The following is a 13453-nucleotide window of genomic DNA, read 5'->3' as shown; positions in this document are numbered from 1 at the left end:
CAGGGATGAATTGAGGGGAAAAGGCAGGATGAAGCCCATTTACGCCTTTGCCGGGGTTTGCCGACAGGCCCTGGCCCACGAAAAAGCCGGGCCCCGACGGGGCCCGGCTTGACTGGGGAATGCCGTCAGACCCGGACTTCCAGCCCCTTGACCGCCGCGGCGAGGGCCTCGGCCTTGTCCGTGCGCTCCCAGGGGAACCCGTCCCGGCCGAAGTGGCCGTAGCTGGCGGTGTCCCGGTAGATGGGGCGCAGGAGGTCGAGGGTGGTGATGATGCCCTTGGGGCTCAGGTCGAAGTGCTCGGCCACGAGCTTCTCCAGCTGGGCGTCGGAAATGACGCCCGTGCCGAAGGTGGTGACCATCACGCTCACGGGCTTGGCCACGCCGATGGCGTAGGCCACCTGCAGCTGGCAGCGGGAGGCCAGGCCCGCGGCGACGATGTTCTTGGCCACGTACCGCGCGGCGTAGGCCGCGGAGCGGTCCACCTTCGAGGGGTCCTTGCCGGAGAAGGCGCCGCCGCCGTGGGGGGCGGAGCCGCCGTAGGTGTCCACGATGATCTTGCGGCCCGTGAGGCCGCAGTCGCCCTGGGGGCCGCCCACGACGAACTTGCCGGTGGGGTTGACGAGGTACTCGGTGCCCTTGAGCCAGGCCGCGGGCATGACGGGCTTGATGATCTCCTCGATCACCGCGTCCCGGAGCACCTCGTAGGGGACGTCCTCGGCATGCTGGGTGGAGACCACGATGCTCTCGGCCCCCACGGGGCGGCCGTCGACGTAGCGCAGGGTGACCTGCGACTTGGCGTCGGGGCGGAGCCACGCGAAGCGGCCCTCCTTGCGGAGCTTCGCCTGGCGCTCCATGATGCGGTGCGCGTAGTGGATGGGAGCGGGCATGAGCGCGTCGGTCTCGTCGCAGGCGTAGCCGAACATGAGGCCCTGGTCGCCGGCGCCCTGCTCCTTGTGGAGCCCTTCGCCCTCGGTGACGCCCTGGCTGATGTTCTGGGACTGCTTGTCGTAGCAGACCATGACGGCGCAGCCGCGGTAGTCGATGCCGTAGTCGGTGCTGTCGTAGCCGATGTCCTTCAGGACGCCGCGGGCGATCTGGATGTAGTCCACCACCGCGTTGGTGGTGATCTCGCCGGCCATGACGACCAGGCCCGTGTTGCACAGGGTCTCCGCCGCGACCCGGGACTTGGGGTCCTGGGCGAGGCAGGCATCCAGGACCGCGTCCGAGATCTGGTCGGAGACCTTGTCGGGATGGCCTTCGGAGACGGACTCCGAGGTGAAAAGGTAGTTGCTCGACATCATGCGCTCCAGGGGTTTCAGGTTGGTCTCCTGCGCATGGAACCCGTAGGTCCAGGGCACCGCAGCTTCCTGCTCGGTTGCCGACCCCTTTCAGGGCACTCTACATGCACTGCCATTCTTGGGCTGGCCCCCGGTTTTGTCAACCCGCCGGTGGCAAGCGGGCGGCCCCTCAACGGCTGGCCGGCGGCACGATTCCGTTCATGCGGAGGTACACCACGATCTGCCCGTAGTGGTCCATCGTGTGGGCCAGCAGGATGTTCGCGAGGGCCACGCGGGACGTGTCGCCCTCGCCGAAGGGGGACTTGATGGCCACCAGCGCGTTCCGGTCGTTGATGGACTTGAGCGCCTTGTGGACGTACTCATACGAGCCTTTCAAGTAGGCCAGGACTTCCGCCTTCTCCTTCAGGGCGGCGGGACCGTCCCCCTTGCCCACGTCCACCGGGGGCTTCTCCCCGAGGATGACCGAGCCCACCCAGTAGTTGACCGCGCCCACGTGCTTGGCCTGGGCGGCGACGTCGCGGACGCCCTTGAACTCGCCCGCGGTGGGCACGAAGGCGAACTTCGACTCGGGCATGGCTTCCAGGGCGGGGACGAACTCCTTCTCCGCGTAGCCGAGGGATCCGTCCAGGGTCACGCCCAGAGGCTTGTCGAGCTTGGGGGGTTCGGCGTACTGGGCGGTGAGGTTGGAGGCGGCGAGAAGAGCCGCGAGGACCGTGGCGTTCCTGATCATGACTTCCTCCTCTGGGTGCTAGTCCGGGGACAGGGTGGCGCCGGGCAGGTCCGTCCCCACGGGAACGCCGCCCAGCTTCTGGAACAGCATCGACAGGCCGACCACCAGCACGCAGCCGACGACGTTGTACCAAAGGAATGAGATGCCGCTGAAGAGGAAACATGCCAGGACGGCGGCCTCCGCCGCCAGGGCCGCCCAGAACGCGCTGCCCCCCCGCACCCCCTTGAGGTAGAAGGCCACCAGGAAGATCCCGAGGATGGTCCCGTAGAAGAGGGACCCCAGGATGTTGACGGCCTCCACCAGGGAGCCCAGGCGGCTCGCGTACTCCGCGAAGGCGATGGCGAAGCACCCCCACCCGAAGGTGGCCAGCCTCGACACCCACATCTCGCCCCGGGTGTCGGCCCCCCCCGCGTAGCGGCGCCACAGGTCCACCACCGTGGTGGCACCCAGGGCGTTGATCTCCGCGGACATGGAGGACATGGAGGCCGAGAACACCGCGGCCAGCACCAGGCCCACGAGGCCGGCCGGAAGGCTGTGGAGGACGTACCAGAGGAAGACGTAGTTGGTGTCGCTGGGGTTCACGGAGGGGTCCGCCCGGCGCATGATGCCCACGGCCTCGCTGCGCTTCTGCGCGGCCCTGGCGTCGGCCCGGAGCAGCTCCTCCCGGGCCTCGGGCAGGGACCCCTCCCCGTGGCGGGCCCGGATGAAGCCCTCCGCCCGGGCCGCGCGGTCCGCCAGCGCCGCGCCGTAGGCCTCCTGGGCCCTCCGGAATTCGGGCGCCGCCTCGCTGGCGAGCACCCGCTTCACCGGACCCGGGTTGAAGAAGACCGGGGGCGCGGTGAACTGGTAGGCCACGAACACCATGGCCCCCACCAGCAGGATCAGGAACTGCATGGGCACCTTGAACAGGCCGTTGGCCAGGAGCCCCATGCGGCTCTGGGCCACGGAGCTGCCCGAGAGGTAGCGCTGCACCTGGGACTGGTCGGTGCCGAAGTAGGAGAGGGCCAGGAAGAACCCGCCCACGAGGCCCGACCACAGGTTGTAGCGGTTCTTCAGGTCGAAGGAGAAGTCGATGGCGTTGAGCCGCCCCAGGCTCCCGGCCACGTGCAGGGCGTCGCCGAACGACACCCCCTGCGGCAGCCGGTGCACCACCATCACGCCCGCGCCCACCATGCCGCAGGTGATGATGAGCATCTGCCAGCTCTGGGCCCAGGACACCGCGCGGGTTCCGCCGGTGACGGTGTAGATCATCACCAGGGTCCCCACCAGCACGAGGTTCACGTGGATGTTCCAGCCCAGCAGCACCGACAGCACCAGGGCCGGGGCGTAGATGGTCAGGCCCACCGCCAGCCCGCGCTGCACCAGGAAGAGCATGGCCGCCAGGGTGCGGGTCTTGCCGTCGAAGCGCTCCTCCAGGAACTGGTACGCCGTGAAGACCTTCAGGCGGTGGAAGAGGGGCACCGCGGTGATGGAGAGCACCACCATGGCCAGGGGCAGCCCCAGGTAGAACTGCACGAAGCGCATGCCGTCGACGTACGCCTGGCCGGGCGTGGAGAGGAAGGTGATGGCGCTGGCCTGGGTGGCCATGATGGACAGGCAGATGGTGAACCACCGCGCGTCCCGGTCGGCCAGCAGGTAGCCGGTGGAGTCCTTGTGGCCCCGGCCCTTCCACAGGCCGAAGAGCACCACGAAGGCGAGGCACCCGCCCAGGACCGCCCAGTCCAGCCCGCTCACGAGAAGGCCTTCCCGAACCAGCGGAACAGCAGGATGCACAGGGCCAGGTTCAACAGCACCAGGCCGTAGAGCCGGGACCAGCGTCCCAGGACGGGGGGCGGGCCGTTCACGGCGCCGTCTTCAGGGCCAGGAGGTTGGCGAAGAGCCGGTAGGCCCCGGGCACGCCGTCCGGGAGCTGCCGGAAGAAGGCCAGGCCCGTGTAGACGAAGTGGCCCTTGCCGTGGTTCGCCACGATCAGCCCCCCCGCCAGCGGCTTCTCGCCCGCGTCGCCCGACGCCAGGACGGCCTGGTAGCGCGGGTCCCAGTCCCGGGCGTAGTAGAGCCCCCGCTCCTGCACCCAGCCCTCGAAGTCCGCGGCGGTGATCCGGTTGGGCCAGTTCAGCACGGGACTGGCCGGCGCCAGGAACGTCACGGGCGCCGTCTCCTCCGTGACCCGGTCCCGGGAGACCTTGAAGGGATAGGGGCCGAAGTCCGGGGTCACCAGGCCCTGGTCCACGGCGTAGAGCACCACCTCCGTGCCGCCCCGGGCCACGTAGTCCAGGAGCCGGCCCTTGAGCTGGGCCAGGCGGGGACGGGTGTTGAACGCGCGGATGCCCACGACGATGGCGTCGTAGGCGTCCAGGGCGCCCCCCGCGAGGTCCTCGTCGGAGAGGAGGTCCACCTGGTAGCCCAGGGGCCTGAGGGTCCGGGGGATCTCGTCGCCCGAACCCATGACGTACCCGATGCGGGAACCGCCCCGCTTGAGATCAAGGCGTACCAGCCGCGCGCGGGCGGCGGGGAAGTAGGTCTGGATGGGGATGTGGGGGTAGTCGATGCGCACCCGGGAGAGGGCGGGCTGGGCGGGGCCCTCCACGGCCACCGCCACCTCCAGGCTCCCCGAGCCCGGGCTGGAGGGCGGGGTGAGGGTCGTGACCACCTTGCGCTCGTCCCCGGCCCGGTCCAGGGCGAAGGGGATCTCGGCGGGGTCGGCCTTCCAGCCCGCGGGCGGCAGGAGCCGGACCACGCCGGACACCGGACCCCTGCCCGCGGCCACGTCGAGGGTGACGGAGCGGGGGGCGGCGTCGGGCAGGATCTGGACCGGGTCGGCGAGGTTCACCAGGACCGGCGGCGCGACGGTGAAGGCCTGGTAGCGCTCGCCCAGGACGGGGTCCCGGAACCGGTACTGCACCGGCACCCGGAGGTCGAAGGGGACGCCGCCGGCCTCCAGGCGGAAGGTGGCCTGGAAGGCGGCGGGACCTTCGGGAAGGCCCGCCAGGGGGGAGGGCGGCGCGGCCCCGGCCCCCAGCCACGCGGGCCGGGACGGGGGCATTCCCGCCGGGATCCGGAGGGACCGGGTCTCGGCCAGGGGCTCGTTGGGAGCCAGCTTCCGGTCCAGGGCCACCGAGGTCCCGTCCAGCTGCAGGCCCTTGACGGTGACGTCGCCGCTGCCCCGGGCGACGAGGGTGGCCGTCACGGGCACCTCCTCGCCGGGGGAGGCCCCGGGGCGCCCGGCGATGGCCTCGGCCCAGAGCCCGGCGGCGCAGCGGATCGCCTCCACGAGCTCGCCCCGCTTCACCTCCACCCAGGGGTCGGCGGGCACCTTCTCGAGAGCGGCCTTGGCCTTGAGGAGCAGGCCCAGGGTCTCCGAAGGCCGCTCGGGCCGGTAGGCCGCGCGGGCCCGGGCCAGGAGCCCGCGCACCTCCTCCCCGCCCACCACGCGTCCCCACGTGAGGTCCACGCCCTCGAAGAAGCCGGCCTTCGCGGGCTCGCCGGCCAGGGGCTCGAAGTATTCCAGGCGCGAGCCCCGGCTGGGCACGGCACCGAAGCCCTGGCTGCGGTGCATGCTCCGGCTCTCCGCGGCCAGCTCGGTGAAGGACTTGCCGAGGACGGGATCGTACGCGCCGACGTCCAGCGTCAGGAAGGAGCCCGGCTTCATGGCGTCCCGCTCCGCCTGGGGGCGGAAGCTGTTCCAGAGGATGCGCCGGGCCTGCCAGGGGCGGACCCGGTCCAGCTGCTCCGGGAAGGCCTTCGGGTCGGCGGCGGCCCGGAAGGCCTCCAGGGCCAGCATGGCCGAGGCCGTGTGGTGGCCGTGCGTAGTGCCGATGGTGGGGGAGAACCGGGTGAGGATGACGTCGGGGCGGAGCTTGCGGACGATCCACACCACGTCGGCCAGGGCCGCGTCGTGGCCCCAGACGGAGAGGGTCTCCTCGGGGGTCTTCGAGAAGCCGAAGTCGTTGCAGCGGGTGAAGTACTGCTCGGCCCCGTCCAGGTGGCGCGCGGCCAGGAGCTCCTGGGTGCGGATGAGGGCGAGGCCGTCGCCCAGTTCGGGCCCGATGAGGTTCTGGCCGCCCCCGCCCCGCGTCATGGAGAGGTAGGCCGCGCGGACCTTGGCGCCCTGGGAGAAGGCCGCCAGGGCCGCCGTGTTCTCGTCGTCGGGGTGGGCCGCGACGTACAGCACCGTGCCCAGCACCTGGAGCTTGTCCAGGAGCACCTGGAGCGCGGCCGCGTCCCGCACGGGCTCGGGCTGGGCGCAGGCCGGGGAGGCCGTCAGCGTGGCCATGAGGAAGGCATTCAGGGGAAGGGATGTCCGGATCATTCGGCCGTCCTGGCGTAGGTGGTGCGGTGCCCGACAAGAATAGTCAGAATTCGGGCCACTTCAAATGGGGCATCCTGCGGGCCCCCGCGCAGGGTGTGCGGAATTCCGCAACGCGGGGCGCCCCGGAACCCCCACCCCGCGCCGGGAGGCCCCGGCCCCGCTGGATCCGGCCTTTCCGCAACCCTGGCACAGGCCTTGCACAACCGACCCACTGCCCTTTCCGAAGGCCCCCCCAACCCCTCCCGAGGAGTCCCAATGAAGTTCTTCGCATCCCTCCTGCTCTCCGGCGCCCTCGCGCTGGGCGGCGGCCTCCCTTCCTGGGGCCTCGAACCCAAGGCCCCCCAGGACGTCCTCGTCGTGGGCCACAGGAACCCCGACACCGACAGCATCATCGGCGCCATCGCCGTGGCCCGCCTCAAGAGCCGGCAGGGCATCCCCGCCGCCCCCATCGCCCAGGGCCCCGTCAACCCCGAGACCCAGTACGTCCTGGACACCTTCCATCTCGCCGCCCCGCCCGTGGAGACCAGCGTCGCCGGGCGCAAGGTGATCCTCGTCGACCACTCGGACTATCCGCAGGCCCCCGCCGACCTGGCCAAGGCCGACGTGGTCGGCCTGGTCGACCACCACAAGCTGGGCGGCCTCGCCACTGAAAAGCCCCTGGAGGCCTGGGTGTTCCCCGTGGGCTCCACCTCCACCATCATCGCCCGCATGTACGCCGCGGCCCAGGTCCCCATCCCCAGGGATCTCGCGGGCGGCATGCTCTGCGCGATCCTGTCGGACACGGTGATCTTCAAGTCGCCCACCACCACCCCCGAGGACAGGGCCACGGCCAGCCGGCTGGCGAAGCTCGCCGGCGTGAAGGACATGGCGGCCCTGGGCCTGAAGCTCTTCGAGGTGAAGTCCCAGGTCAAGGGCGTGCCGGCCATGGATCTCCTCAAGCGCGACTTCAAGAGCTTCGTCATGAACGGCCGCAAGGTCGGCGTGGCCCAGCTCGAGGTGGTCGACCTGGCCATCCTCCTGCCCCTGAAGCAGGACCTGCTCAAGGCCATGGCCGCGCTCAAGGCCGAGGGCTACCACAGCCTCATGCTGATGCTCACGGACGTCATGAAGGAAGGCACCGACCTCCTCCTGGTCTCCGACGACCCGGCCCTGGTGGACGCGGCCCTGGGCGCCAAGGCCCAGGCCGGCGTCCGGTGGCTCCCCGGCGTCATGAGCCGCAAGAAGCAGGTGATTCCCAACCTGGAAAAGGCCTTCAAGTAGGAAGGCCGGTCACAGCGCCAGGACCTCCCCCACGTCCAGCGCCCTCACGTTCCCCGTGGAGGGACCCGCCGCGGCCAGAAGGCGCCGCAGGGGTTCCCCGCGGGGTTCGTCCGAAAGGTCGAAGGTGCCGAAATGCATGGGGACGAGGGTGCGCGCTTCCAGGTCGCCGAAGGCGCGCCAGGCCTCCTCGGGATTCATGTGGCTGGGCCGCATCAGGAAGGGCGGGTCGTAGGCCCCGATGGGAAGCAGGGCGTAGTCCACGGGACCCACCTGCTCCCGGATCTCCTTGAAGTGCCCGTTGTAGCCGGTGTCCCCGGCGAAGTAGAGGGACCGGTCCCCCCACTCCACCAGGAAGCTCCCCCACAGCGCCGCGTTGAGGTCGTTGAGGCCCCGGCGGTGCCAGTGCTGGGCGGGGAGGAGGGTCACCCGCAGGTCCGGCCCGGTTTCGAAGCGCTGGTACCAGCCCGCCTCCTGCACCGCCATGGCCGGGTTGCCCTCCCGGGCCAGGGCCCCCAGGCGCAGGGGGACCAGGGCCGTGAGGCGGGGGCCGGAGAGGCTCCGGAGGGTGGGCAGGTCCAGGTGGTCGTAGTGCCCGTGGGAGACCAGGACGTAGTCCACGTCCACCCCGGCCATGTCCAGGGGCACCTCCGCCAGGCGCTTCAGGAAGCGCGGACCCTTGAGGACGGGGTCCAGCAGCAGGGTCCGGCCCGCGGCCCGCAGCAGGAAGGAGGCGTGGCCCAGCCACACCAGGCAGTCCCCGCCGGGAACGGCCTCCAGGGGCCTGACCGCGAGGCGGAAATCGTCCTCGCGCTTCGCCCGCGCCTTGGGGTTCCGGGAGAGCTTCCACCTGAGCACGGGCCAGAAGGAGCGGCCCACGGTGGACATGTAGCGCTCCTGGAACCGGCCCTGGCGGAAGGTGTTGCCGGAGTACCCGTGGCGGATGGTGTGGAGATCGGGGTTCATCATGACGGCGCTTTCCGGGAGAATCGCTCCATGGAGGACCCCTACTATCTCGTGAATTTCCAGAGCGTGCTGGAGGATGTGCGCGCCCGGTGCGGCGACCTGCTCCTGCCGGAGGAGGCGGCGCGCCTGGAAGCCTTCCTGCGCCTGCCCGGGGACGCCCGGCGCCTCTACGTGCGCATGCTCACGCGCAAGGGCCCCTGGTTCCGCCCGGGCGCCCTGGTCTATCCCGAGATCGGCCCGGGCGCCCTGGGGGCCCTGGCCGCCGGCGGCTTCCTGGCGGGCCCGGAGGAGGCCTCCCCGGCCGACCTGGCCGCCCTGCTCCGCAAGGCCGACCTCGAGACCCTCCTGGCGGGCGCGGGCATCCCCTTCCGCCGCGCCGAGGCCCGGGCGGCCCTGGCGGAGCGGGTGCCCGAGGCCGTCCTGCGCGCTTCGGCCGACGCCGTGGCGCCCCGCGGCCGGGAATGGGCGCGGCTGCTGTTCCTGCTCTTCTTCGGCAACCTGGAGCAGGACCTCACCGACTTCGTCCTGGCCGAGCTGGGCCACGTGCGCTACGAGGCCTACGAGGTGGATCCCGCCTGCAGGCCCTTCCGGGACCGGGAGGAGGTCGACCTCCTGCTCTCCCTGGACGGCCTGCGGACCTCCCTGGAGGCCGGGGAGGACCTGGAGGGGGTCACCGCGGCGCTCCTGGCCATGGAGCGCCGCGAAGGCATCCGTCCCCAGCGGCGCTACCACCGCCTCCTGGCCGACGTGGGGCGGGAGTGGGAGCGCCGGGGGTCCCCGGAGGCCGCCCTGGCCTGCTTCGGACGCTGCGCCCTGCCCCCGGCCCGGGAGCGCACCGCCCGCATCCACCTGGCCCGGGGCCGCCCGGAGCTGGCGGCGGAGACGGCCCTGGCCATGGCGGAGGCCCCGCTGGACGTGGGGGAGGAGCGCTTCGCGCGCCGGTTCCTGGGGCGCCTGGCCCGGCACGACCTGCGCGCCGCGCTCTGGGCCGAGGCCCACCCCCCGGACCCGCCCCTGCCCGAGGTGCGCCTCCGTGTGGCCCGGCACCCGTCGGGCTCCGTGGAGCAGGCCGCCCTGGAGGCCTCGGGCTGGGAGGGTTTCTGGACCGAGAACACCCTGTGGACGGCCCTCTACGGCCTGGCCTTCTGGGACGTGCTCTTCGCGCCGGTGCCGGGCGCATTCCAGCACCGGTTCCAGCTGGGCCCCGCGGACCTGCGCACGCCGCAGTTCGCCCTGCGCCGCCGGGAGGCCATCGAGGCCCGGCTGCGCGAACTGGAGGAGCCCGGCGCCCCCCGGCGCCTGATCCGGGCCCGGGCGGAGGAAAAGCGCGGGGTCGCCAACGCCTTCGTGAACTGGAGGGCCCTGGCCCCGGACCACCTGGAGGCGGCCCTGGACACCCTGCCCCAGGCCGCCCTCCTGGCGGTGCTGCGCGCCATGGCGCCCAACCCCGCCGCCTTCCGCAGCGGGTTCCCGGACCTCTTCCTGCACCGGGAGGGCCGGTGCATGCTCTGGGAGGTGAAGGGCCCCGGCGACGCCCTGCGGCCCGAGCAGGAGCGCTGGCTCACCCTCTTCAACCGCGCGGGGCTGGACGCCCGGGTCGCGTGGGTGCGTTACTTGGAGGGGGAGGAACCATGACCCTTGAACTCGATTCCTGGCAGGAGCGCTTCGAGGCCTTCTGGGCCGCCGCCCCCGGCGGGGACGGGGCCCACGACGTGCACCACCTGCGCCGGGTGTGGCGCTCGGCCCGGAAGATCGCCGCGGCGGAGCCCGGGGCCGACCTCCTGGTGCTCCTTGCCGCGGCCTACCTCCACGACCTGGTTAACCCGCCCAAGGACTCGCCCCTGCGCTCCCGGGCCTCCCGCCTGTCGGCGGAGAAGGCCGTGCCGCTCCTGGAGGGCATGGGCCTCGACCCCGGCCGGGCCCGGGCGGCGGCCCACGCCATCGAGGCCCACAGCTATTCCGCAGGCATCCCCCCCGCCACCCTGGAGGCGCGCATCCTGCAGGACGCCGACCGCCTCGAGGCCCTGGGGGCCATCGGCCTGGCCCGGTGCTTCTACACCGGCGGGAAGATGGGCACCGCGCTCTGGGAGGCCGGGGACCCCCTGGGCCGCTCCGGGCGCGCCCTGGACGACCGGCTCTACTCCGTGGACCACTTCCCCCTCAAGCTCCTGCGCCTGCCGGACCTCATGACCACCGCCGAGGGGCGGCGCCTGGCCCGGCGCCGGACCCGGGTCCTGGCCCTGTTCCTGTCGCAGCTGGAACGAGAACTCCTTGACTGATATGGGAAACGTTGTCCAATGCTAGGCACGGAGGTCCCATGAACAAGGTGGTCGCCCACTTCCAGGACGGCACGGTGGCCAAGGGACTCACCGTGGACTTCGTCGCGACCAAGGACCGCTTCCATCTGGTGACGGAGGGAGCCCCGCCCCGGGAGATCCTCCTCTCGGATCTCAAGGGCCTCTTCTTCGTGAAGGACCTGGACGGGGACCTGGGCCACGCCAAGTCCAACATCTTCCATCCCGGCGACGTGAGCCCCGGGCGCAGGATCCGCGTGGACTTCAGGGACGGGGAGACCCTGCTCGGCACCACCCAGGCCTACACCCCGGGCCGCTTCGGCTTCTTCGTGGTGCCTGCGGACAAGAAGTCCAACACGGAGCGGGCGTACGTCATCTCGTCGGCGACCAGCAGCGTCACCTTCCTGTGAGGGCCGCCACCAGGGCGTCGGCGTCCCGGGGCGTGTTGTAGGCCTGCGCGGACATCCGCACGAAGAGCGAGCCCTTGTGGCAGGTCACCGGCACCTCGATGCGGTGGTCGCGCAGGAGCCCCGCCTGGAGGGCGGCGGCGTCGCCCGCGGGCACCGGGATGATGGCCATCTGCCCGAAGTCGGCGTCCTCGGCGGGCAGGGGCAGGCCCGTGGCCGCGCAGACCCGGTGGAGCGTCTCCACCGCCAGCGCATGGCAGCGGACCCGCTCCGCCGCCCAGCCGTTGCGCTCCTGGAAGGCGATGGCCGCGGGGACCGAGAGGAAGGCCGACAGGTCCCGCGTGCCCTGCCACTGCAGCTTGCGCTCCAGGGGGGTGGTGCCCGTGTAGGCGTCGTTGGCCGGCAGGGCCAGGTAGCCCCAGCTCACCGCGGGGGCGTCCAGGACCGCCTGGTGTTCCGGGCGCACGTGCAGGAACGCCGATCCCTTGGGCGCGCACAGCCACTTGTGGCAGTTGCCCGTGTAGAAGTCGGCGCCCAGGGCCGCGAGGTCGAGCTCCAGCTGCCCCGGAGCGTGGGCGCCGTCGATGACCGTGAGGATTCCCGCGGCCCGGGCGCGCCGGCACAGCTCCCCGACCGGGAAGACCAGGGCGGTGGTGGAGGCGATGTGGCTGAGGAAAAGCACCCGGGTGCGGTCGGTGACCTTCTCCCACACCCGGTCCGCGAACTCCCCCCTCCTGAAGGGCAGCGGGATCTCCGCCCTGACGTACCGCGCCCCCCGCCGGGCCGTGGCGAACTCCCACGCTCCGTCGCAGGCGCCGTACTCGTGGTCCGTGGCCAGCACCTCGTCCCCGGCCTCCAGGGGCAGGGACCGCGCCACGATGTTCACGCCGTGGGTGGCGTTGGCCACGAAGGCCAGGTCCTCGGCCCGGGCGCCCAGGTACCGGCCCAGCTCCGCCCGGGCAGCGGCCAGGAGCGCCGCGGAACGCCTGCCCAGGAACTCCACCGGGTTGGCCTCCATCTCCGCCTGCCAGGCGTGGCACACCTGGAGCACCTCCCGGGGGCAGGCCCCGAAGGAGCCGTGGTTCAGGAAGATGAGGGAGGGGTCGAGCAGGAATCGGTGCATGGGGGGTCCTGGGCTTCCCTGCCATTGTAGTGCGCCCCCCGGGCACAGTAGCCTGGAGGGCGATGTCCCCCCGCCCCTTCTTCTCGGTCCTGCATGATCTCCTGGATCACGAGCGGGACGTGCGCCTCGGGGAGCTCCTGGACGCCGCCGGGGAGCAGTCCTACGGCCTCCTGATCCTGCTGCTGGCCCTGCCCAGCCTCGTTCCTGCGCTCAACACGGGCCTGGCCCCCGTGGGCGGCGCGGCGGTGATGGCCATCGGCTACCAGCTGGGCCGGGGCGTCCCCCATCCCTGGGTGCCCCAGAGGGTCCTCGCGCTGCCCATCCACAAGGGCGCCATCAAGAACGCCCTGGCGCGCCTGGAGCGGCTGCTGCTGCGCTGGTCCAGCCGGACCGCGGAGAAGCATCCGCTGAGCCACAAGTGGATGGGCGCCGCCCTGATCTGGACGGGCTTCCTGCTGGCCGTGCCGGTGCCCCTGCCCTTCGCCAACATCATCCCGGCCGCCATCCTCTGCCTCCTGGGCGCGGCCCTCCTGGAGCAGCGCCAGGACTGGGCCTGGGCCGCCACCCTCGCCAGCCTCGGGACCACCGTCTACTTCGCCCTGTCGGCGAACCTCGCCTTCAGGATCTTCAGGACGCTCCGGTCCCTGGCCGACTGAGGGCGCCCAGGAACCCCTGGGCGCCCGCCAGCAGCTCCGGGAGCCCCTCGTAGGGGGCCAGGGCGATCTCCCGGTTCCCGGTGAGCATGCGGCTCACGGTGGCGTCCCTCCGGAAGCAGCAGAGCACGGGCTTGGCGCGCTCCAGGGCATAGGCGATCTCGTAGCCCACGCCATGGCTGGGCGTGCTCACCTCGGCGATGACCGCGTCGCATGCCCGCACCCAGGCGGTGTCCCGCAGGTACACCGCCTCCGGCTCCATGCCCCCCTCCTGCCCCTGCAGGTCGGCGCTGGCCAGGTGCGCGGTGAGCACGTCGTGGCCCGCGTCCAGGAGGTGGCGGACCAGGGCGGCGTAGGCGGGCTGGTCCCCGCGGCCCCCGGTGATGGAGCAGGAGAAGTAGATGCGCATGGGCTTC

Annotated in this window: 12 protein-coding genes and 1 riboswitch; of the genes, 5 read left to right on the top strand and 7 right to left on the bottom strand. The window is 71.9% G+C overall.

Going from position 1 to position 13453, the window contains the following annotated elements; all coding sequences use genetic code 11:
* Nucleotides 1-125: 125 nt before the first annotated feature.
* The 4 genes from metK to RAH40_RS18730 all read right to left on the bottom strand — a co-directional run bounded on the left by metK (nt 126) and on the right by RAH40_RS18730 (nt 6337).
* The gene (gene metK, locus RAH40_RS18745) at nt 126-1298 is read right to left on the bottom strand and encodes a methionine adenosyltransferase (protein ID WP_306599128.1); all 1173 of its coding nucleotides are present in this window, start codon (nt 1296-1298) and stop codon (nt 126-128) included.
* 1 nt (nt 1299) lies between these two features.
* Nucleotides 1300-1411, bottom strand: a riboswitch (SAM-I-IV-variant riboswitch).
* Between the two features lie 56 nt (nt 1412-1467).
* On the bottom strand, nt 1468-2028 hold the full coding sequence (locus RAH40_RS18740; RefSeq protein ID WP_306599127.1) for a DinB family protein: 561 nt from the start codon (nt 2026-2028) through the stop codon (nt 1468-1470).
* A gap of 18 nt (nt 2029-2046) precedes the next feature.
* The gene (locus tag RAH40_RS18735; RefSeq protein ID WP_306599125.1) at nt 2047-3762 is read right to left on the bottom strand and encodes a sodium:solute symporter; all 1716 of its coding nucleotides are present in this window, start codon (nt 3760-3762) and stop codon (nt 2047-2049) included.
* 106 nt (nt 3763-3868) lie between these two features.
* Nucleotides 3869-6337, bottom strand: coding sequence for a PIG-L family deacetylase (locus RAH40_RS18730; RefSeq protein WP_306599124.1), 2469 nt, complete (start codon nt 6335-6337; stop codon nt 3869-3871).
* 255 nt (nt 6338-6592) lie between these two features.
* Between RAH40_RS18730 and RAH40_RS18725 the strand changes: the two genes are divergently transcribed.
* Nucleotides 6593-7597: a manganese-dependent inorganic pyrophosphatase gene (locus tag RAH40_RS18725; protein ID WP_306599123.1), complete on the top strand. Its 1005-nt coding sequence runs from the start codon at nt 6593-6595 to the stop codon at nt 7595-7597.
* A 9-nt stretch (nt 7598-7606) separates the two neighbouring features.
* On the opposite strand, the gene RAH40_RS18720 is transcribed toward RAH40_RS18725, so the two are convergent.
* Entirely contained in the window at nt 7607-8563 is a 957-nt protein-coding gene (locus RAH40_RS18720) for an MBL fold metallo-hydrolase (protein ID WP_306599122.1), read from the bottom strand.
* A 27-nt stretch (nt 8564-8590) separates the two neighbouring features.
* On the opposite strand from RAH40_RS18720, the gene RAH40_RS18715 reads away from it, so the two are divergent.
* From RAH40_RS18715 to RAH40_RS18705, 3 genes are read left to right on the top strand one after another with little or no spacing between them, the layout of a single operon-like run.
* The gene (locus tag RAH40_RS18715; RefSeq protein ID WP_306599121.1) at nt 8591-10195 is read left to right on the top strand and encodes a VRR-NUC domain-containing protein; all 1605 of its coding nucleotides are present in this window, start codon (nt 8591-8593) and stop codon (nt 10193-10195) included.
* Nucleotides 10192-10839 carry an HD domain-containing protein gene (locus RAH40_RS18710; protein WP_306599120.1) on the top strand — a complete coding sequence of 216 codons (648 nt, stop codon included), beginning with the start codon at nt 10192-10194 and terminating at the stop codon, nt 10837-10839. Before RAH40_RS18715 ends, RAH40_RS18710 begins: the two co-directional genes overlap by 4 nt.
* Nucleotides 10840-10877: 38 nt before the next feature.
* Entirely contained in the window at nt 10878-11264 is a 387-nt protein-coding gene (locus RAH40_RS18705) for a hypothetical protein (RefSeq protein WP_306599119.1), read from the top strand.
* Here RAH40_RS18705 and RAH40_RS18700 read toward each other — a convergent pair.
* On the bottom strand, nt 11251-12384 hold the full coding sequence (locus tag RAH40_RS18700) for an aminotransferase class V-fold PLP-dependent enzyme (protein WP_306599118.1): 1134 nt from the start codon (nt 12382-12384) through the stop codon (nt 11251-11253). The genes RAH40_RS18705 and RAH40_RS18700 overlap by 14 nt on opposite strands.
* 62 nt (nt 12385-12446) lie before the next feature.
* Here RAH40_RS18700 and RAH40_RS18695 point away from each other — a divergent pair, with 62 nt between their 5' ends.
* On the top strand, nt 12447-13040 hold the full coding sequence (locus RAH40_RS18695) for an exopolysaccharide biosynthesis protein (protein WP_306599117.1): 594 nt from the start codon (nt 12447-12449) through the stop codon (nt 13038-13040).
* Here RAH40_RS18695 and RAH40_RS18690 read toward each other — a convergent pair.
* Nucleotides 13012-13446, bottom strand: a complete 435-nt coding sequence (locus RAH40_RS18690; protein ID WP_306599116.1) for a nucleoside 2-deoxyribosyltransferase — start codon at nt 13444-13446, stop codon at nt 13012-13014. The two genes, RAH40_RS18695 and RAH40_RS18690, sit on opposite strands and share 29 nt — an antisense overlap.
* Nucleotides 13447-13453: the final 7 nt, after the last annotated feature.

Origin of the sequence: Geothrix sp. 21YS21S-2, assembly GCF_030846775.1 — a bacterium.
Taxonomy (GTDB): domain Bacteria; phylum Acidobacteriota; class Holophagae; order Holophagales; family Holophagaceae; genus Mesoterricola.
This window is presented reverse-complemented; position numbering and strand designations above follow the sequence as displayed.

What these genes read in the sequence shown, in the direction of transcription:
- RAH40_RS18720 (WP_306599122.1), bottom strand. Translation starts at nt 8,563, where the DNA reads ATGATGAACCCCGATCTCCACACCATCCGCCACGGGTACTCCGGCAAC.
- metK (WP_306599128.1), bottom strand. Translation starts at nt 1,298, where the DNA reads ATGTCGAGCAACTACCTTTTCACCTCGGAGTCCGTCTCCGAAGGCCAT.
- RAH40_RS18710 (WP_306599120.1), top strand. Translation starts at nt 10,192, where the DNA reads ATGACCCTTGAACTCGATTCCTGGCAGGAGCGCTTCGAGGCCTTCTGG.
- RAH40_RS18690 (WP_306599116.1), bottom strand. Translation starts at nt 13,446, where the DNA reads ATGCGCATCTACTTCTCCTGCTCCATCACCGGGGGCCGCGGGGACCAG.
- RAH40_RS18700 (WP_306599118.1), bottom strand. Translation starts at nt 12,384, where the DNA reads ATGCACCGATTCCTGCTCGACCCCTCCCTCATCTTCCTGAACCACGGC.
- RAH40_RS18740 (WP_306599127.1), bottom strand. Translation starts at nt 2,028, where the DNA reads ATGATCAGGAACGCCACGGTCCTCGCGGCTCTTCTCGCCGCCTCCAAC.
- RAH40_RS18715 (WP_306599121.1), top strand. Translation starts at nt 8,591, where the DNA reads ATGGAGGACCCCTACTATCTCGTGAATTTCCAGAGCGTGCTGGAGGAT.
- RAH40_RS18695 (WP_306599117.1), top strand. Translation starts at nt 12,447, where the DNA reads ATGTCCCCCCGCCCCTTCTTCTCGGTCCTGCATGATCTCCTGGATCAC.
- RAH40_RS18730 (WP_306599124.1), bottom strand. Translation starts at nt 6,337, where the DNA reads ATGATCCGGACATCCCTTCCCCTGAATGCCTTCCTCATGGCCACGCTG.
- RAH40_RS18705 (WP_306599119.1), top strand. Translation starts at nt 10,878, where the DNA reads ATGAACAAGGTGGTCGCCCACTTCCAGGACGGCACGGTGGCCAAGGGA.
- RAH40_RS18725 (WP_306599123.1), top strand. Translation starts at nt 6,593, where the DNA reads ATGAAGTTCTTCGCATCCCTCCTGCTCTCCGGCGCCCTCGCGCTGGGC.